Raw genomic sequence first — 17,238 nt, 5'->3', positions numbered from 1 at the left:
ACCGCTGCACACCTCTGGGCGGCATGCATTTATACGCCATGAAAACCATATTGTCGGCGGCATGACCGGCGATGATCTGCCATCGTGACACGACAAACGCTTTCGACTATCGCTTTGCCCATGACATTGCCGACCGATCCCGCCGCCAATCTTGCCGCCCTGATCCGCTGTCCTTCCGTGACGCCCGCCGAAGGTGGGGCGCTCGTCGCGCTGGAGGCTATGCTGAAGCCTCTCGGCTTCTCGATCGAGCGACCGGTCTTCTCGGAAGACGGCACGCCGGACATCGAAAACCTCTATGCGCGGCGCTCGGGCAACGGCCCGCATCTGATGTTTGCCGGCCATACCGACGTCGTGCCGGTGGGCGACGAGGCGGCCTGGACGCATCCGCCCTTCGCCGCCGAAATCGCCAATGGCGAGATGTATGGCCGGGGCGCCGTCGACATGAAGGGCGGCATCGCCTGCTTCATCGCCGCGGTGGCGCGCCATGTCGCGAAGAATGGCGGCCCGAAAGGCTCGGTGTCGCTGCTGATCACCGGCGACGAGGAAGGACCGGCCATCAACGGCACCACCAAGCTGCTCGACTGGGCGGCGGCCAAGGGTGAGAAATGGGACGCCTCGATCGTCGGCGAGCCGACCAATCCGGATGCGCTCGGCGACATGATCAAGATCGGCCGGCGCGGCTCGATGTCGGGCAGCGTGACCGTCAACGGACGCCAGGGCCATGCCGCCTATCCGCAGCTTGCCGACAACCCTGTGCGCGGGCTGATGAGCCTGGTCGACGCGCTGCTCCATCCGGTGTTCGACGAGGGCACGAAGGATTTCCAGCCGACCAATCTCGAAGTGACGTCGATCGACATCGGCAATCCGGCGACCAACGTCATCCCGGCCAAGGCGACGGCCATTTTCAACATCCGCTTCAACGACACCTGGGATGCCGAATCGGTCCAAGCCGAGATCCACAACCGGCTCGACCAGGCAGCGGGCCGCAAGAAATACCGGCCGGACAAGAAGACGCCGGTCGACTACGAGCTCGTCTGGCGCGACCGGCCGAGCCATGTCTTCCTCACCCGCGACGACAAGTTGATCGATAAGCTGAGCGGTTCGGTCAAGGCGGTGGTCGGCAAGACGCCGGCACTCTCCACCTCCGGCGGCACGTCGGATGCGCGCTTCATCAAGGATTATTGCCCGGTGGTCGAGTTCGGCCTGGTCGGCAAGACCATGCATATGGTGGACGAGCGCGTCGCTCTTGCCGACCTCGAGACGCTGACGCAAATCTACGAACGCTTCATCGAAGACTGGTTCGGACAAGGCCTTTCGTGACCATGCTTTCGGCGGACGAAACCTATGCTTCGCTGGCCGGCGCCTGGCGGCTGATGTTCGGCAAGGCCGACGGCTTGCGCCTGCTCGACCTTTCGGCCGACGGTTTCTGGAATTCCTTCTTCGCCATCGTCGTGGCGGCGCCGGCGCTGATCGTCGGCTGGGTCGGCATCGCCAATGAGATCGGCGACCCTGACGCCTTCGCCGGGCGTCTCGGCATGCTGATACGGCTGGCGACCGTCGATATCGGCTCCTGGGTGCTGCCGCTGGTGGCGCTGGCGCTGGTCGCGCCGCGTGCCGGCATCGGCGGCCGCTTCGTCCACTATGTCGTCGCGTCCAACTGGACATCGGCGATCATCGCCTGGCTGATGCTGCCCTCGGCGCTGCTTAGGCTTTTCCTGCCCTCCACCAGCGACGTCAACAGCCTGGTGTCGCTGTTCTTGTTCGCGCTGTCGATGGTGCTGACGTGGCGCATGACCAATGCATCGATCGGCAAGGGCGCCGCCGTGGGCACAGCCGTCTTTGTCGGCATGTTCATCGCCTCGCTGCTCGTCCTGTTCGGCCTGCAGGCGCTGCTCGGCATCGACTTCCCGGATGGCACCACGGGCTGATCTTTGCCCAACAGATGGCGCCTCTCATTTTCGAGCCGGAATGGTATGATAATTTCATACTGCTGTCCTCGCGGAGCGCGAACCCATGTCCGCCACCGAAAAACGCACTTTCAGCCTGCCGGCGGAGCAAGCCGCCTTCATCGATCAGCTTGTGCGCTCCGGCACCTATGCAACCAGCAGCGAAGTCATCCGCGCCGGGCTTCGCGCCCTTCAGGAGCGTGACGCCGCAGTGGAGCGCTGGCTGCGCGAGGAAGTCGCTTCGACCTATGATGCGTGGAAGGCAATTCCCGGCAAAGGCATTTCGCCGGAGGAAATGGCCGAACGGGCGCGCAAGCGCCACGCGACGTCGCAGAAGAAACCGTGAAACGCAGCGCGGCTTAGACGTCTTCTGGATAGTCGACTCCGACGAGGAAAAGCCCATCGGGCGGAGCCACCTGGCCGCAGGCGGCGCGGTCGCGCGCTTCGAGGGCCGCCTTGAGATCGGTCGCACCCCAGGAGCCGTCGCCGATGCGCCGCAAGGAGCCCACCATCGAGCGCACCTGGTTGTGCAGGAAGGAGCGCGCCGAGGTGTGGACCTCGATGAAATCGCCAACGCGGCTGACGTCGAGGCGGTCAAGCGTGCGGACCGGGCTTTCGGCCTGGCACTGGGTGGAGCGGAAGGTGGTGAAGTCATGCCGGCCGAGCAGCACCTTGGCCGCCTCGTGCATGGCCTCGGCGTCGAGGCGCTTCGGCACCCACCAGACCTTGCCCTTTTCCAGCGCCGCCGGCGCCCGGCGGTTGAGGATGCGGTAGAGATAGTGGCGGCCGGTGGCCGAAAAGCGCGCGTCGAAATCGTCGGCGACGACGGCCGCTTTCAGGATGGCGACGCGCGCGCCGGCCGCCTGCAGATGGGCGTTGACGGCGTCGCGCACCTTGTCGGCCGGCCAGTCCCTGCTGAGGTCGACATGCGCCACCTGGGCGGTGGCGTGCACGCCGGCATCGGTGCGGCCGGCGGCACGTATTCTCAGGTCTTCGCCGCAGAACTTTTCGATCGCCTGCTCGATCGCCTGCTGCACCGAGGGCTGGTCGGCCTGATGCTGCCAGCCGGCGAACTGGCTGCCGTCATATTCGATATCGAGCCGAAAACGCGGCATGTTCAGACAATGACCGATGTCTGAGACGAGACCGTGTTTTCTCGGTAGAGCATCATCTTGCCCGAAAACCGGTTCCCACTTTTCGCGAACGCGGACCTTCGGTTCGGGATCATGCTCTAGGCGGCCAAAGCGGTGAAGGCCGAAGCGTAGACCAGCCTGCCGGTCTCGGGCGCGTCGCCCCAGGCCAGCGCCTGCAGCGCCTCGCCCTGATACTCGCTCTCGAACTTCCCGGCGCGGGCATGGCTATAACCGAAGCGGCCGTAATAGACCGGATCGCCCAGAACCACGGCCAATTTCTCGCCGGCTTCCTTGAGGCGCACATGCGCCTCGCGGATCAGCGCGCCGCCGATGCCGGTGCCGTGAAAGGAGGGCTCGACCGCCAGCGGCGCCAGCGCGACAGCCGCGAACTCTTTGGCGCCGTTTCGCACGAAAAGCCGCGAGAAAAGAATATGGCCGACGACCTGGCCGTCTTCCTCGGCAACCAGCTCGACGACGGCATCGCCGCCGGTGACAAGGGCGTCGACCAGGCCGGCTTCCGCCTGCTGGCCAAAGGCATGCTCTTCGACGAGGCGGATCGCCTCGCGATCCCGCGGCGTCGCCGCGCGTATCGACATCATGCTCATGTGAGTTTCATTCCTTTTTCGATCTTGGCTCCGCGCAAAAACTCCTGCGCGGCGGCAGGCTTTCCGCCCGCCCGTTGAACTTCGACCAGCCTGACCGCGCCTGCCCCGCAGGCAACCGTCAGCCGGTCATCGAGAATTCCTCCCGACTCGCCGACGCCATCCGAGAGCGTCGAGCGAAGCAGTTTCAGCCGCTCCATGCGGCCGCCAATTTCGACCTCGCACCACGCGCCCGGAAAGGGCGAGAGGCCGCGAATGTGATTGTGGACTTCGCCAGAAGGCCGCGTCCAGTCTACGCGTGTCTCCGATTTATCGATCTTTCGGGCGTAGGTCACCCCTGCCGTCCCCTGCGGGGTAAATGTCAGACAATTTATCCCCAACTGCGCGAGGGCCTCGACCATCAGCGAAGCGCCTTGTGCCATCAGGCGGTCATGCAATTCGCCGGCCGTCATATCGGGTGCGATGGCGACTTTTTCAACCAATGCCACCGGTCCGGTGTCCAGACCCTCTTCCATCTTCATGATCATCATGCCGGTTTCGCTATCTCCGGCCATGATCGCACGCTGGATGGGAGCAGCACCACGCCAGCGTGGCAAAAGCGAGGCATGGCCGTTGAGACAGCCGAGCCTGGCCGCCTCGAGAACCGCTTTCGGCAACAGCAGGCCATAGGCGACGACGACCGCGACATCGGCCTGCAAGGCGGCAAAAGCCTGTTGCTCGGCGTCGCTTTTCAGCGATGTCGGCGTGCGCACGTCGAGCCCCAGCCGCTCGGCCTCGCGCTGCACCGGGGACGGCGTCAGTTCCAGCCCGCGCCGTCCAGCGGCTCGCGGCGGCTGCGTATAGACGGCCGCGATCTCGTGGCCGGCCTCGGCGATGGCGCGCAAGGTCGGCACGGAAAAATCCGGCGTGCCCATGAAGATGACGCGAAGCGGCATGATGTCCTGCGATCCTGTCTTGCGGTAGGCTCAGGTGCTCGCGCGGCCGAAACGGCCCTTAGCCTACCATCTTGCCCGGCGCCTTGTCCTTGGCGAGCTTCTTGAACTTCCGCACCACCATGTCGCGCTTCAGCTTCGAGATGTGGTCGATGAACAGCACGCCGTTGAGATGGTCGATCTCGTGCTGCAGGCAGGTGGCCATCAGCCCCTCCGCCTGAATCTCCTGAAGCCTGCCGTCGCGGTCGAGATACTTCACCCGCACCGAGGCCGGGCGCTCGACCTCGGCGTAATAGTCGGGAATCGACAGGCAGCCTTCCTCATAGACGGAACGCTGGTCGGAACTCTCGAGCACTTCCGGATTGATGAAGACGTGCGGCTGAGGCTCCTCGCCTTCCTTGGCGAGGTCGATGACCAGCAGCCGTCGCGGCTCGCCGACCTGGATGGCCGCAAGGCCGATGCCCGGCGCGTCATACATGGTTTCCAGCATGTCGTCGGCCAGCTTGCGCAAATCGGCATCGACGCGCTCGACCGGCTTGGAAAGCTGGCGCAGGACGGGATCGGGGAGAATGATGAGCGGCTTGATCGACATGGCGTCTCACCTAAGACGTCGTTGGAAAAGCGTCAACCGGTGTGGAATCGGCCTGTTCACGTTTTGATCTGTGCCACGCGGCCGAATCGGTTATGCTGGCCAAATGAACGACATGACCACCATCCTTTCACAACCGATCGCGCGGCTCGGCGCCTCCACGATCACGCTCGGCCAGGCGCTGGGTTTCGGCGTGTTGCTGCTGCTGTCGCTGTTTGTAGGATTGGCCGTGGCCTTGTGGCGCGCGGCCAAGGCGCGCGCGGTGGCCGCGGCCGAAGCGGCCGACCATGCCCGGGACACCGAGGCGCGCATCGCCGACGTCCTGCGGTCGCAGGCCGAGATGCACGGACGCATGGGCGCGATCGCCGAGGTGTTCGGGACGCGGCAGGCCGAGCTTACCCAGTCGCTCGGACAACGGCTCGACGCCATGACCGGCCGTCTCGGCCAGACCATGGCCGAGCAGACCAAGTCGACGCATGAAAGCCTTGCCAAGCTGCAGGAGCGGCTGGCGGTGATCGACACCGCGCAAGGCAACATCCAGTCCTTGGCCGGCCAGGTCGTGCAGCTGCAGGCGATCCTTTCCAACAAGCAGACACGCGGCGCCTTCGGCCAGTCGCGTATGGAGGCGATCGTCGCCGACGCCCTGCCGCATGGCGCCTATGAATTCCAGGCGAGCCTCTCCAACGGCAGCCGGCCCGATTGCCTGGTGCGGATGCCCAACGGCGCGCCGATGCTGGCCATCGACGCCAAGTTCCCGCTCGAAGCCTGGAACGCCATCCGTGCCGCCGAAGGCGCCGACATGCAGAAGGCGGCGGCGCAGGCTTTCCGGCGCGACATCGAGGTGCATATCCGCGATATCGCCGAAAAATACCTGCTCCAGGGCGAGACGCAGGACACCGCCTTCATGTTCGTGCCGTCGGAATCGGTGTTCGCCGAAATCCACGAGAATTTCGAGGCGGTGGTGCAGAAGGCGCATCGCGCCCGCGTCGTCATCGTTTCGCCCTCGTTGCTGATGCTGTCGATCCAGGTCATCCAGGCGATCCTCAAGGACGCCCGCATGCGAGAGCAGGCACATCTGATCCAGGGCGAGGTCATTCGGCTGATGGAGGACGTGGGGCGCGTCGACGAGCGCGTGCGCCGGCTGCAGACGCATTTCGGCCAGGCGGCGCGGGACATCGACGACATCCTGGTTTCGACATCGAAGGTGACCAAGCGCGGCCAGAAGATCGAGGCGCTGGAATTCGCCGAGGGCGAGACCGAGGCCGCGCGAAGTGCGGCGCCAAAGGCAGAGGGCAGTCCGCGCGTGGCCGATTCAAAGGCCGGCCAGTTGAGGCTGCGCGTCGTCGAAGGCGACGAGTAGTTGCTCGACGCGGACGTTGGAACGAGCGATTCTTCCTTCGCTTGCAAGGTCGCATACCTCGGAGATTGGCCAAACGCCCATCGCTTCGTCATTCTAGGGCGGAGCAAGGAGCGAAGCGACGCGCGCAGACCCTAGAATCCATGCCGTGACACTAAGGCGTTGCAACTGTTGCAGAATTCGGCACCGTTGCACCATCGGCTACTGTCACGGCATGGATCCTCGGGTCAAGCCCGAGGATGACGAAGGCGCGCAGGATTCGGCCAATCGCCAAGGCTTGCGCCAGCGGGCCGATCCGATAGCCCTTACTGCTCTTCCGTCGTCGCCATGCCCACGAATTCCGGAAGCCAGCGCAGGGCCGATCGGTGCCATTTCTGCTGTCTCGGGACCAAATCCTGACGCTGCCTCGCGGTCCCGACCCTGATCCCATAGACCTTCGGACCATCGCCGACTGACGTCGCGTAAAGATGCGAGCCGCACTCGGCACAAAAAGCCTGGGCGCGCCTGGCGCCGCTTGCCACGACCTTGATGTAGATCTTCGGCGCGCCCCGGGTGATCCGGTAGTCGCTTTCCGGCGCCGGGACGGTAACCCGGAAGGCGGTGCCGGTCAGTTGCTGGCAGTCGGTGCAGTGGCAGATCGAGGTCTTTTCCGGATCGACCTCCGCCTCGTAGGCGATCGCGCCGCAATGGCATCCGCCGTCGATCTTCATCGTTCCTTCTCCTCACAAACTCGCTGCATTGAACCTAACCCTCCCGCGAGACCTCGGCGATGGCCTTGCGCCGCTGCTCCCATGTGCCAGTCGCCTGCGGCTTGACGAAGAGCCTTGAGATTTGCGGCATTTCCGTCTTGAGCCTTGCCTCCAGGCGCTCGACGCAGGCCTCGATCTCGGGTGCGGTGAGGTGATCCTCGAATTCGATGCTCAAGCCGGCGACGATTTCCTCCGGACCGATATGGACGCTCAATATGCCGTTCGCCCGCTGCACCGCAGGGTCTTGCTGGGCGATCGCCAGCACCCGCTTCTGCACCTGCGGCGAGGCCGGCTCGCCGAGCAGCAGGCTCTTGCTTTCGCGCGCCAGGAAGATCGCCGTCGCGCCCAGGATCAGCGCTATGCCGATCGAGGCGACGCCGTCGAGCTCGGGCATTTTCATGATTTCGGCCGCCAGTATGCCGGCGAAGGCGACGATCAGGCCAAGCAAGGCGGCGCTGTCCTCGAACAGCACGGTAAAGACGCTCGGATCCTTGCTTCGGTGAATTGCCTCGAACCAGCCCTGGCCGCCCTTCTGCTGTCGGAATTCCTTCAGCGCCACCAGCCAGGAGCTCCCTTCGAACAGGAAAGACAGGCCAAGCACGACATAGTTGACCTTGGCGTTGACGACCGGCTCCGGCGCCATGATGTGGATGACGCCTTCGTAGAAGGAAACGCCGGCGCCGAGCGCGAACACGAGGAGCGCAACGATGAAACTCCAGAAATAAAGCTCGCGCCCGTGTCCGAGCGGGTGGGTGCGGTCGGGCGGCCGCGCGGCGCGGTGCATGCCATAGAGAAGCAGCGCGCCATTGCCGGTGTCGACCAGCGAATGCACGCCTTCCGACAGCATGGCGGACGAACCGGTGAAGGCGGCCGCCGCGAATTTGGTCACGGCGATCGCCAGATTGCCGGCTAGCGCTGCGTAAATCACTTTTTTCGAGCCGGCGTGGCCTGCCATCTGTTCCTGACCTGTCCGATACGACCGACCTTAGTGGCCTGCCGGCCAAAGCTCCACAGATATGCACAACGCGCTGACGGTCCGGTCGTTCAAAGCGGGAGGCGGCTCGTGACGCGAAACTGTTATTCGACGACTTCGTCGGTCCATACTCTGAAACCGGCAAGCGTGCCCGGTCCAAAGATATGGGTCAGCGGCACATCAGCCGCGTCGCGGCCGGAGGCAATCAGGATGCGGCCGATGCGCGGGGCATTGTTGCGCGGATCGAAAGCGTGCCAGCGCCCACCGAGATAGACCTCCATCCAGGCGGCGAAATCCATCGAAGCCCAGGGTTTTGGCAGGCCGATGTCGCTGATATAGCCAGTGCAATAGCGGGTCGGAATGTTAAGCGCACGGCAAAAGGCGACAGCGAGATGGGCAAAATCGCGACAGACGCCGCTCTGCTCGCGGTAGGCCTCCGCCGCGGTGCGCGTGGGCCGCGCATTGCCGTAATTGAAGACGATATGGTTGTGAACGAAGTCGCAGACTGCCTGGACGCGCGGAACGCCGAGAGGGGTGTGGCCAAACAACCGCCAGGCGTCGTTTGCCAGCACATCGCTTTCGCAATAACGGCTGGGCAGCAGGAACAAGAGTGTGTCCGATGGCAGGTCACGCACCTCGTGTTGCGAGGCCAACAGGTCACCCATCTCGAAGGTACCGGTATCGCGGATGACGGCATCGGTGCCGAAGGTAAAACGTCCCGAAGGGGCAACCAGTCGGTTGCACCAATTGCCGAAGCTGTCGCGGTAGCTCTGGATCGGCACTGGCGGCGTAGAGGTCAGGAAATCCGGCCGCTCAAGATCGGAGGCGCGGGAGTAGTGGACGTTGAGCATGGCGATCAGTGGCGCTTCTTGCGGAAAGTCGAAGGCCATCTCGCAGCCGATGTGAATTCGCATTTTCTCCCTGACCGGCTGCTTGATCATCGCTCCGGCGAAGGCCGGCTGATGCTGCTGCAGTGCGAAGAAGACCATTGCACGGACCGACGCGGTTTACGAGCAAATTAGAAACCGGTTGAAAGCGCGCGGCTGTCGGCTGCGACAGGCGCTACCCTCTTGCGGTCCAGCATTTCTCTTGTTTCACTTGCACGTCCATAATCGGAGGAGCGAATCATGGCTAAAGGTGCGATGAAGGCGGGCAAGGAAGCCCGCAAGCCGAAGAAGGACGCCAAGAAGCCCGCTGCGGCCCCGGCTCCGAAAGCGCCGCCGGTCAAGGCGATGCGCATCAAGGAAAAGTAAGCGGCCGAATTCGGTCGATCCGGCTCAAGGCAGACTTTTGAACCGGCGGCATGACAATGCTGCCGGTGTTTTGTTGATCGGAAAACAGGCCGCCCTATATCAAAGGAGCGAGGACGACCTCGCTTCCCCGAAAAACCGGCCGGGACGACCCGCCACCAAGCATCTCAAGCGATGCTGGAATGACGGAGTGTTTTCGATGTCGTGGATTTTTCTTTTCTTCGCCGGCTTGTTCGAGATCGGCTGGGCGATCGGCCTCAAATATACCGACGGCTTCTCCAAGCTGCTGCCGACCCTTCTCACCATTGCCTCGATGATCGTCAGCCTCGGGCTGCTCGGCCTGGCGCTGAAGACGCTGCCCGTCGGCACGGCCTATGCGGTATGGACCGGCATCGGCACCGTCGGCACGGCGCTGCTCGGCATCTGGCTGCTCGGCGAGCCGGCGACGATTGTCCGGCTCGCCTGCATCGGCCTGATCGTCTGCGGCATCGTCGGCCTGAAACTGGTCGCCTAAAGCGCGTCGCGCTCAAACGGATTCAGGCGACGCGCTTTAAGTTTTTGTTTTGATGCATGTCGTTGTCCCAGAACCGCTGCGCACTTCTGGGCGACATGCATTAGCTCGCTATCCGTAGCACAAACGCGTTCAGGGCCGCTTTGGGCGACCCTGAACCATTTTTCCGGACGAACCCGAACTTAGCGGGCGGAGAAGCCCGGAGGCGTGCGGCCGACGCGTGCCTTGCGGGCGGCGTAGCGTGCGTCACGCTTGGCCTTGCGTTCAGCCTCATCCGAAAGCAGACGGGAGATACGCTCGTTCTCCTCGGCTTCGCGGATTTTGGCCTCGGCCTGCGCCGCCTCTTCGGCTGCAATGCGCGCCGCTTCGGCTGCTGCCTCGCGTTCGGCCTTCTCAGCCGCCTCGCGCGCCAGCTTTTCCTGCTTCAGCCTTGCCTTTTCCGCCTCGCGGATGGCGCGGGCCTCGAGGATCGCCTTGCGTTCGGCCTGCTTGGCCAACACTGCGGGATCATCCGCCGCCGGCTTTGCCTTGAAGCGCTCCAGGAGCGCCTTCTTTGCCTCGTTCGCGGCATTGCGCCGCTCGAAAATGTCTTTTTCCCTGTAGATAGCCAAGTCCACTTCCTTGCAGTCTATTCGCGACGCTTACATACGCGCGAAACCGGGGAGTTCAAGCGCCAAAACGGTATGCCAGCCATGAAAATCTGAGCTGTTGCCGTGGAGCTACGCCCAGCGTCGATGGACTGTTCACCGTTCGCGCCACTGGTGGGCGGCGCGGCGCGGCGCTACCTCTAGCGCCGAAACACCAAGCGAACATGACAGCTAAGGACACCGGCAATGGAACTCGGCCTTTATACTTTCGCGGATGTCAGCCCGGAGCCGGGTGCCGGCGCGATCGGCCCGCAGGAGCGGCTGCGCAACCTAATCGAGGAAATCGAGCTGGCCGACCAGGTCGGCCTCGACGTGTTCGGCCTCGGCGAGCATCACCGCCCCGACTATGCCGCCTCGGCGCCGGTCGTGGCGCTGGCCGCGGCGGCCGAACGCACGAAGCGCATCCGCCTGACCAGCGCGGTCACGGTGCTTTCCTCCGACGATCCGGTGCGCGTCTTCCAGCAATTCGCGACGCTCGACCTTCTGTCCAACGGCCGCGCCGAGATCATGGCCGGCCGCGGCTCCTTCATCGAATCCTTCCCGCTGTTCGGCTACAATCTCGAGGACTATGACGAGCTCTTCGCCGAGAAGCTCGACCTTTTGCTCGCCATCCGCGATCAGGTGACAGTAACGTGGCAGGGCAAGCTGCGCGCGCCGATCAACGGCCGCGGCGTCTATCCGCGTCCGTTGCAGGAAAAACTGCCGATCTGGATCGCCATCGGTGGAACACCGCAATCCGCCGCCCGCGCCGGCGTGCTCGGCCTGCCGCTGGCGCTGGCCATCATCGGCGGCGAGCCGGCGCGTTTCGCGCCGCTGTTCGACATCTATCGCGAGGCGGCGCGGCGCGCCGGCACCGATCAGGCAACGCTTGCCACCAGCATCAACGTGCACGGCTTCATCGCCGAGACGACCGAACAGGCGGCCGACGATTTCTACGGACCGCAGGCCGAGGTGATGAACCGCATAGGCCGCGAGCGCGGCTGGGGCCCGACCTCGCGCGCGCATTTCGACCAGTCGCGCGGACCGAACGGCGCACTCTTCGTCGGCAATCCTGAGGCTGTGGCGGAAAAGATCGTCGCCCAGCACAAGATCTTCGGCAACGACCGCTTCCTGCTGCAAATGGCGATCGGCACCATGCCGCACGCCAAGATCATGAAGGCGATCGAGCTCTATGGCACCAGGGTGGCGCCGATCGTGCGCAAGGAAACGGCCAAGGCCGCGCCCGCCATTGCGGCGCCGGCCGCCTGATCGGCGGCTGCCGCGGGCCTTGTGAGGACCGCCGGCTAACGGAACCTTGGCGCGGCGGGCACGTTTTCTTCGGCGATTGCACCGGGTGCGGTGCTCCTGAGGGAACCGATGAAAGCCGAACCGATCGCTTCGGGCGCGAGCGTTGCCGAAAGCCCTGATGCGCGTGCCGATGCGCGCGCGGACATGCGCCTCACGCGGTCGCTGGTGATCGGGATCTTCATTCTGATGACGATCGCAGCGCTCTATTTCGCCCGCGCATTTTTCATGCCGGTGATGCTGGCCTTCCTTTTGGCACTGACGCTGACACCGATCGTGCGCTTCCTGCGCAAGCATGGCGTTCCGGAGGTGGTTTCGGCGACGTTTCTGGTGCTCTTCTCCATCTTCGTCTTCGCCGCCGCGGGCTATCTGCTCAGCGGCCCGGTCATCGATCTCATCAACAACTCCTATTCGATCGGCCAGCAGCTGACCGAGCGGCTGGCGCCGTTCAAGCGGCCGCTCGAGCGGGTAATGGATCTCGCGCATCAGCTCGAGGCGCTGACCGAGACCTCGCAGGAGCCGGGCGTGCAGCGGGTGACGGTGGCGCCTTCCGGCTTCCTGTCCACGGCGGCCAGCAATATTCTGGAAGCGGGCACCTCGATCACCATCGTCTTCGTGCTGTCGCTGTTCCTGCTCGCCTCCGGGACGCTGTTCTACGAGAAGATCGTCCAGTCCTTCACCAGCATGACCCAGAAGAAGCGGGCGTTGCGCGTCGTCTATGACGTCGAGCGCGAGATCTCGCACTATCTGCTCACGGTCTCCGTCATCAACGCCGGCCTCGGCACGGTCATCGGGCTGGGCCTGTGGGGGCTCGGCATGCCCAATCCGCTGGTCTGGGGCGCGACGGCGGCGCTGCTCAATTTCCTGCCCTATGTCGGCGCGCTGACGACTATCCTGCTCGTCGCCGTCATCGCGCTGATCAGCTTCGACACGATTGCCTATGCGCTGCTGGCGCCGGCTTTCGTGGTGTTGTGCGACATCGTCGAGGGCCAGTTCGTGACGCCGATGGTGGTCGGGCGGCGCCTCGAGATCAACGCGGTGGCGATCTTCATCGCCATCGCCTTCTGGTCATGGCTATGGGGCTTCGTCGGCGCGCTGATGGCGGTGCCGTTGCTGGTCGTCATCAAGGTCTTCTGCGACCATTTCGAGGGCTTGAGCCATGTCGGCAACTTCCTCGCGGCGCAGCAATCCATGGCCATCGAGGAAGAGCCGGCCGAAAACAATCACAAATCCACACCCTGACACTTCCACAGCCTGACACTGGCCCAATCTCAAACCTCGGCCGTTGTTTGCGACACCGATGACCAGTGCCTATATGGGACCGGTCAAGCCGGACCTGTCCCCTGAATGAGCGACTTCGATCTCGATGGCTATTTCACCCGCATCGGCTACGGCGGGCCGACCGAGGTTTCGCTCGGCACGATGCAGGCGCTGCACGCCACCCACCCGCGGGCGATCGCGTTCGAGAACATCGATGCCTTGATGGGCGTTTCGGTCGGGCTCGACATCGCCTCGCTGCAGGACAAGATTTTTCGCCAGGGTCGCGGCGGCTATTGCTTCGAGCACAATCTGATCTTCATGCACGCGCTTGAAGCGCTGGGCTTCGCCGTCAGCGGGCTCGCCGCCCGTGTGCTGTGGGGCCAGCCGGATGACACTATTACCGCGCGCAGCCACATGTTGCTGCGCATCGAGCTTGGCGGCCGCATCTATATCGCCGATGTCGGCTTCGGCGGCCTGACGCTGACGGCGCCGCTGCTGCTGGAACCCGGGCTGGAGCAAGACACGCCGCACGAAGCTTTTCGCATTGTCGAGACCGGCGACCATTTCCGCTTGCAGGCCAATATCGGCGATGATTGGCGCACGCTCTACCGCTTCGACATGAGCCAGGCTTATGAGGTCGACTACCGGGTCGCCAGCCACTTCCTGTCGACGCATCCAAGCTCGCATTTCCTGTCGACACTGGTGGCCGCGCTGGCGCTGCCCGACCGGCGTTATGCGCTGCGCAACAACCGGCTGTCGACGCACCATGCCGGCGGCCGCAGCGAGCAGCGCGAGATCGCGACGGCCAACGAACTCGCCGACGTGCTGGAGAACCAGCTCGCCATCGTCATTCCCGACCGCCCCGCCTTCGAGGCGAGGCTGCGGGAAAAACGCATCGTGGAGACCTGACCAATGACGACCCTTTCGGTTCTCGACCTGTCGCCGATCACGCAAGGCAGCACTGCCACACAGTCGCTGGCCAATTCGCTCGACCTTGCCCGCCATGCCGAGCGGCTGGGCTACAAGCGTTACTGGCTGGCCGAGCACCACAACATGCCGGGCATTGCGAGCGCCGCGACGTCCGTCGTGATCGCGCATGTCGCCGGAGGGACGAAGACGATCCGCGTCGGCGCCGGCGGCATCATGCTGCCAAACCATGCGCCGTTGGTGATCGCCGAACAATTCGGCACGCTGGCCGCCCTTTTCCCCGGCCGCATCGATCTAGGCCTCGGCCGCGCGCCGGGCACCGATATGCTGACGGCCCGCGCCTTGCGCCGCAACCTCGAAAGCGCCGACAACTTCCCGCAGGACGTGGTCGAGCTGATGGGCTATTTCCAGCCGGCCGAGGAGGGCCAGCGCATCCGCGCCGTGCCCGGCGAGGGCCAGACCGTGCCGGTCTGGATCCTCGGCTCCAGCCTCTATGGCGCGCAGCTCGCAGCACTGCTTGGCCTGCCCTATGCGTTTGCCTCGCATTTCGCGCCGGCCGAGCTCGACCATGCGCTGGACGTCTATCGCACGCGCTTCCAGCCGTCCGCGCAGCTCGACAAGCCCTATGTGATGCTCGGCCTCAACGTCTTTGCAGCACCGACCGACGCCGAGGCGAAGCTTCTGTTCAGCTCGCTGCAGCAGGCTTTCGTCAATCTGCGCAGCGGCCGGCCCGGCCAGTTGCCGCCGCCGGTCGAGAATTACGACCGCGATCTCGATCCGATGGCGAAGAGCATGCTTGCGCAGGCGCTGTCCTGCGCCGTCGTCGGTTCGCCGGAGACGGTGCGCCAGGGCATCGACGCCTTCGTACGCCGCACCGGCGCCGACGAATTGATGGTGACGGCGCAGTGCTTCGATCACGCGGCGCGCGTGCGTTCCTTCGAGATCCTCGCCGACGTCCACAAATCGATGTCGAAGGCCGCCTGATCGCGCACGGCTTTTGCCTGACATATTGGTCTGCTAAGGGCACAGGCGTCCGTTCTCAGCCAAGAGTTTCCCGTGACCCACGACCTCGACGACCGCATGCATTTCGCCATAGACCTGGCGCGGCGCGCGGGCGAGCTGGGGCTGAAATATTTTCGCGACCTCGACAATCTGACCGTCGAGAGCAAGGGCCATCAGGACCTGGTCTCCGAGGGCGACCGCGAGGTCGAGCTGTTCATCCGCGCGGCGATCGCCGAGGCCTATCCCGGCGACGGCATCATCGGCGAGGAGCACGCGGCGGTAACCGGAACAACCGGTCATGTCTGGGTGATCGACCCGATCGACGGCACCGCCAATTTCGTGCGCGGCATTCCGGCCTGGTGCGTGGTGATCGCCTGCGCCAAGGATGGCGAGACGATGGTCGGCGTCATCCATGAGCCTTCGACCGACGAGACGTTCTACGGCCGCCGCGGCGGCGGCGCCTTCCTCAACGGCAAGCCTATCAAGGCCAGCAACGCGGCGTCATTGTCCGAAGGCTCGGTCGGCACCGGGCTTTCAAACCGGGCGTCGACCGAGCATGTCGCCGTGCTCATCGGCAGGATCATGTTCGAGGGCGGCGTCTTCTACCGCAACGCCTCGGGCGCGCTGATGCTTGCCTATGCGGCGTCCGGCCGGCTGCTCGGCTATATTGAAGAGCATATGAACGCCTGGGACTGCCTGGCCGGCATGCTGCTGGTCGAAGAGGCCGGCGGCACTGTGCTGAAAGCCGACCCCAAGACGGTGCTCGGCCGGGGCACGCAAGTGATCGCCGGCGGCCGACGCATCTTCCCCAGGTTGCAGCTGCTTTGCGAGACCTCCTTCGGATTTACGCGCTGACGGTCTGCGCGACCGCGCCGAGCGGCCGGCAGGAATTGCGGATCATCAGCCGGCCCTTCAGCACGAGCTTGCGCGGCGGAGCGTCGCGGTTGCCGGCCAGCCGGTCGAGCAGGAGGTTCGCCGCCTGCTCGCCGATCGCCTGCACCGGCTGCGCCACCGTGGTCAGCTGCGGCACGAACACGTCCGACCACGGAAAATCGTCGAAGCAAGCGACCGAAATGTCCTCGGGGCAGCTAAGGCCGATGTCGCGGATCGCCTTCATGGTGCCGATCACCATCGGGTTGTTGGCCGAGAAAATCGCGCTCGGCCGGTCGTGCAGCGACAAGAGCTGCATGGTCGCGTTGTAGCCGTCGATCTCGTGGAAATTGCCGGAGCGCACGAGCTCCTCCGCCACCGGCAGGCCAGCCGCCTGCAGCGCCTCGCGGTAGCCGGTCATGCGGTCTCGCATGGTGGATATGTCGGAGGTGCCGGTAATGTAGCCGATGCGCCTGTGGCCAAGATGGATCAGATAGGTGATGGCGTCGAACACGGCGCGCTGGTTGTCCAGCACCACCGCATCGGTGTCGACGCCTTCGCAGAGGCGGTCGAGCAGCACCACTGGCACATTGGCGTCCTCGACGATGCCCTTCAAAATGCCGCCGTCGCCGACGCGCGCCACGATCAGCCCGTCGACCATGCGATCGAGCAGCAGGCGGATCTGCTCGTCCTGCGTGTTCAGGTCCTCGTCCGTGCAGCACAGCATGACGGCATAGCCGGCGCGGTCGAACGCCTGCTGGATGACCGAAACGACATCGGTGAAGAACGGGTTGGTGATGTGAGGGACGGTCAGCCCGATGGTTCGCGTGGTGCCCATCTTGAGGCTGCGGGCAATGGCGTTGCGCTTGTAGCCGATGTCGCGGATCGCTTGCTCGATGCGCTGGGTAAGCTCGGGACTGACGGTGGCGGTGCCGTTGAGCAATGCCGACACTGTGGCCACGGACACGCGCGCCGCCTCCGCCACATGCAGCATGGTCGGCGCCGTGGATTTCCGCTGTTTTTTCCGCCCTGACATCGTCATTTTCGAAACGTTTAGCCACCCTTATTTGGCTAAACCTACGTAAACCCGGCGTTTTTCGCAAGAATTGAAATGCACCAATCCTCAACAACCAGATATGCGCTTGACACGTTCGAAACGTTTCGATTAGCGTTCAGGCAATCGAAGACGACGGAGGGAGGCCGTCC

20 protein-coding genes are annotated in these 17,238 nt (G+C 64.3%); 11 read left to right on the top strand and 9 right to left on the bottom strand.

What is annotated here, in order from left to right:
• Window positions 1-120 precede the first annotated feature (120 nt).
• From dapE to WDX12_RS09595, 3 genes are all read left to right on the top strand, one after another.
• The gene (dapE, locus tag WDX12_RS09605; RefSeq protein WP_434724717.1) at window positions 121-1,320 is read left to right on the top strand and encodes a succinyl-diaminopimelate desuccinylase; all 1,200 of its coding nucleotides are present in this window, start codon (window positions 121-123) and stop codon (window positions 1,318-1,320) included.
• Window positions 1,321-1,322: 2 nt separating this feature from the next.
• Window positions 1,323-1,928, top strand: coding sequence for a transporter (locus WDX12_RS09600; RefSeq protein ID WP_320294442.1), 606 nt, complete (start codon window positions 1,323-1,325; stop codon window positions 1,926-1,928).
• 85 nt (window positions 1,929-2,013) lie between these two features.
• On the top strand, window positions 2,014-2,292 hold the full coding sequence (locus tag WDX12_RS09595) for a type II toxin-antitoxin system ParD family antitoxin (RefSeq protein ID WP_434724716.1): 279 nt from the start codon (window positions 2,014-2,016) through the stop codon (window positions 2,290-2,292).
• A gap of 13 nt (window positions 2,293-2,305) precedes the next feature.
• On the opposite strand, the gene truA is transcribed toward WDX12_RS09595, so the two are convergent.
• From truA to def, 4 genes are all read right to left on the bottom strand, one after another.
• Entirely contained in the window at window positions 2,306-3,061 is a 756-nt protein-coding gene (gene truA, locus WDX12_RS09590) for a tRNA pseudouridine(38-40) synthase TruA (RefSeq protein WP_434724715.1), read from the bottom strand.
• 116 nt (window positions 3,062-3,177) lie between these two features.
• Complete coding sequence (locus WDX12_RS09585; RefSeq protein ID WP_434724714.1) at window positions 3,178-3,684, bottom strand: GNAT family N-acetyltransferase; 507 nt, start codon at window positions 3,682-3,684, stop codon at window positions 3,178-3,180.
• Window positions 3,681-4,616, bottom strand: coding sequence for a methionyl-tRNA formyltransferase (fmt, locus tag WDX12_RS09580; RefSeq protein ID WP_434724713.1), 936 nt, complete (start codon window positions 4,614-4,616; stop codon window positions 3,681-3,683). Before fmt ends, WDX12_RS09585 begins: the two co-directional genes overlap by 4 nt.
• A 58-nt stretch (window positions 4,617-4,674) precedes the next feature.
• Window positions 4,675-5,205 (bottom strand): peptide deformylase, encoded by a 531-nt coding sequence (def, locus tag WDX12_RS09575; RefSeq protein ID WP_434724712.1) that lies wholly within the window; start codon window positions 5,203-5,205, stop codon window positions 4,675-4,677.
• Window positions 5,206-5,308: 103 nt separating this feature from the next.
• On the opposite strand from def, the gene WDX12_RS09570 reads away from it, so the two are divergent.
• Window positions 5,309-6,562, top strand: coding sequence for a DNA recombination protein RmuC (locus WDX12_RS09570; RefSeq protein ID WP_434724711.1), 1,254 nt, complete (start codon window positions 5,309-5,311; stop codon window positions 6,560-6,562).
• 302 nt (window positions 6,563-6,864) lie between these two features.
• Here WDX12_RS09570 and WDX12_RS09565 read toward each other — a convergent pair whose 3' ends face one another.
• The 3 genes from WDX12_RS09565 to WDX12_RS09555 all read right to left on the bottom strand — a co-directional run bounded on the left by WDX12_RS09565 (window position 6,865) and on the right by WDX12_RS09555 (window position 9,195).
• Window positions 6,865-7,269 (bottom strand): GFA family protein, encoded by a 405-nt coding sequence (locus WDX12_RS09565; RefSeq protein WP_320293894.1) that lies wholly within the window; start codon window positions 7,267-7,269, stop codon window positions 6,865-6,867.
• 34 nt (window positions 7,270-7,303) lie between these two features.
• The gene (locus tag WDX12_RS09560) at window positions 7,304-8,263 is read right to left on the bottom strand and encodes a cation diffusion facilitator family transporter (protein ID WP_434724710.1); all 960 of its coding nucleotides are present in this window, start codon (window positions 8,261-8,263) and stop codon (window positions 7,304-7,306) included.
• A 122-nt stretch (window positions 8,264-8,385) separates the two neighbouring features.
• On the bottom strand, window positions 8,386-9,195 hold the full coding sequence (locus tag WDX12_RS09555) for a transglutaminase-like domain-containing protein (RefSeq protein ID WP_434725601.1): 810 nt from the start codon (window positions 9,193-9,195) through the stop codon (window positions 8,386-8,388).
• A gap of 213 nt (window positions 9,196-9,408) precedes the next feature.
• On the opposite strand from WDX12_RS09555, the gene WDX12_RS09550 reads away from it, so the two are divergent.
• Together WDX12_RS09550 and sugE are read left to right on the top strand one after the other, a co-directional pair.
• Window positions 9,409-9,534, top strand: coding sequence for a hypothetical protein (locus WDX12_RS09550; RefSeq protein ID WP_095819016.1), 126 nt, complete (start codon window positions 9,409-9,411; stop codon window positions 9,532-9,534).
• A gap of 196 nt (window positions 9,535-9,730) precedes the next feature.
• Complete coding sequence (gene sugE, locus WDX12_RS09545) at window positions 9,731-10,045, top strand: quaternary ammonium compound efflux SMR transporter SugE (protein ID WP_320293892.1); 315 nt, start codon at window positions 9,731-9,733, stop codon at window positions 10,043-10,045.
• 179 nt (window positions 10,046-10,224) lie between these two features.
• On the opposite strand, the gene WDX12_RS09540 is transcribed toward sugE, so the two are convergent.
• Window positions 10,225-10,653 carry a DUF6481 family protein gene (locus tag WDX12_RS09540; RefSeq protein WP_320293891.1) on the bottom strand — a complete coding sequence of 143 codons (429 nt, stop codon included), beginning with the start codon at window positions 10,651-10,653 and terminating at the stop codon, window positions 10,225-10,227.
• 222 nt (window positions 10,654-10,875) lie between these two features.
• On the opposite strand from WDX12_RS09540, the gene WDX12_RS09535 reads away from it, so the two are divergent.
• The 5 genes from WDX12_RS09535 to WDX12_RS09515 all read left to right on the top strand — a co-directional run bounded on the left by WDX12_RS09535 (window position 10,876) and on the right by WDX12_RS09515 (window position 16,017).
• Window positions 10,876-11,937 carry an LLM class flavin-dependent oxidoreductase gene (locus WDX12_RS09535; RefSeq protein ID WP_434724709.1) on the top strand — a complete coding sequence of 354 codons (1,062 nt, stop codon included), beginning with the start codon at window positions 10,876-10,878 and terminating at the stop codon, window positions 11,935-11,937.
• A 108-nt stretch (window positions 11,938-12,045) separates the two neighbouring features.
• Window positions 12,046-13,215, top strand: coding sequence for an AI-2E family transporter (locus WDX12_RS09530; RefSeq protein WP_320293889.1), 1,170 nt, complete (start codon window positions 12,046-12,048; stop codon window positions 13,213-13,215).
• A gap of 105 nt (window positions 13,216-13,320) precedes the next feature.
• The gene (locus WDX12_RS09525) at window positions 13,321-14,142 is read left to right on the top strand and encodes an arylamine N-acetyltransferase family protein (RefSeq protein ID WP_434724708.1); all 822 of its coding nucleotides are present in this window, start codon (window positions 13,321-13,323) and stop codon (window positions 14,140-14,142) included.
• A 3-nt stretch (window positions 14,143-14,145) separates the two neighbouring features.
• Window positions 14,146-15,144, top strand: a complete 999-nt coding sequence (locus tag WDX12_RS09520) for an LLM class flavin-dependent oxidoreductase (protein WP_434724707.1) — start codon at window positions 14,146-14,148, stop codon at window positions 15,142-15,144.
• A 72-nt stretch (window positions 15,145-15,216) separates the two neighbouring features.
• Window positions 15,217-16,017, top strand: coding sequence for an inositol monophosphatase family protein (locus WDX12_RS09515; RefSeq protein WP_434724706.1), 801 nt, complete (start codon window positions 15,217-15,219; stop codon window positions 16,015-16,017).
• Here WDX12_RS09515 and WDX12_RS09510 read toward each other — a convergent pair.
• Window positions 16,007-17,026: a LacI family DNA-binding transcriptional regulator gene (locus WDX12_RS09510; protein ID WP_434724705.1), complete on the bottom strand. Its 1,020-nt coding sequence runs from the start codon at window positions 17,024-17,026 to the stop codon at window positions 16,007-16,009. The genes WDX12_RS09515 and WDX12_RS09510 overlap by 11 nt on opposite strands.
• Window positions 17,027-17,238 lie beyond the last annotated feature (212 nt).

This window comes from Mesorhizobium sp. RIZ17, from assembly GCF_051127865.1.
Taxonomy (GTDB): Bacteria; Pseudomonadota; Alphaproteobacteria; order Rhizobiales; family Rhizobiaceae; genus Mesorhizobium; species Mesorhizobium humile.
The sequence above is the reverse complement of the archived record's forward strand: the minus strand, read 5'-3'. Positions and strand labels throughout refer to the sequence as shown.

Bases quoted from the DNA above. Each gene is read 5' to 3' on its own strand.
- dapE (WP_434724717.1), top strand. From the start codon at position 121: ATGACATTGCCGACCGATCCCGCCGCCAATCTTGCCGCCCTGATCCGC.
- WDX12_RS09600 (WP_320294442.1), top strand. From the start codon at position 1,323: ATGCTTTCGGCGGACGAAACCTATGCTTCGCTGGCCGGCGCCTGGCGG.
- WDX12_RS09595 (WP_434724716.1), top strand. From the start codon at position 2,014: ATGTCCGCCACCGAAAAACGCACTTTCAGCCTGCCGGCGGAGCAAGCC.
- truA (WP_434724715.1), bottom strand. From the start codon at position 3,061: ATGCCGCGTTTTCGGCTCGATATCGAATATGACGGCAGCCAGTTCGCC.
- WDX12_RS09585 (WP_434724714.1), bottom strand. From the start codon at position 3,684: ATGAGCATGATGTCGATACGCGCGGCGACGCCGCGGGATCGCGAGGCG.
- fmt (WP_434724713.1), bottom strand. From the start codon at position 4,616: ATGCCGCTTCGCGTCATCTTCATGGGCACGCCGGATTTTTCCGTGCCG.
- def (WP_434724712.1), bottom strand. From the start codon at position 5,205: ATGTCGATCAAGCCGCTCATCATTCTCCCCGATCCCGTCCTGCGCCAG.
- WDX12_RS09570 (WP_434724711.1), top strand. From the start codon at position 5,309: ATGAACGACATGACCACCATCCTTTCACAACCGATCGCGCGGCTCGGC.
- WDX12_RS09565 (WP_320293894.1), bottom strand. From the start codon at position 7,269: ATGAAGATCGACGGCGGATGCCATTGCGGCGCGATCGCCTACGAGGCG.
- WDX12_RS09560 (WP_434724710.1), bottom strand. From the start codon at position 8,263: ATGGCAGGCCACGCCGGCTCGAAAAAAGTGATTTACGCAGCGCTAGCC.
- WDX12_RS09555 (WP_434725601.1), bottom strand. From the start codon at position 9,195: ATGCGAATTCACATCGGCTGCGAGATGGCCTTCGACTTTCCGCAAGAA.
- WDX12_RS09550 (WP_095819016.1), top strand. From the start codon at position 9,409: ATGGCTAAAGGTGCGATGAAGGCGGGCAAGGAAGCCCGCAAGCCGAAG.
- sugE (WP_320293892.1), top strand. From the start codon at position 9,731: ATGTCGTGGATTTTTCTTTTCTTCGCCGGCTTGTTCGAGATCGGCTGG.
- WDX12_RS09535 (WP_434724709.1), top strand. From the start codon at position 10,876: ATGGAACTCGGCCTTTATACTTTCGCGGATGTCAGCCCGGAGCCGGGT.
- WDX12_RS09530 (WP_320293889.1), top strand. From the start codon at position 12,046: ATGAAAGCCGAACCGATCGCTTCGGGCGCGAGCGTTGCCGAAAGCCCT.
- WDX12_RS09525 (WP_434724708.1), top strand. From the start codon at position 13,321: ATGAGCGACTTCGATCTCGATGGCTATTTCACCCGCATCGGCTACGGC.
- WDX12_RS09520 (WP_434724707.1), top strand. From the start codon at position 14,146: ATGACGACCCTTTCGGTTCTCGACCTGTCGCCGATCACGCAAGGCAGC.
- WDX12_RS09510 (WP_434724705.1), bottom strand. From the start codon at position 17,026: ATGCTGCATGTGGCGGAGGCGGCGCGCGTGTCCGTGGCCACAGTGTCG.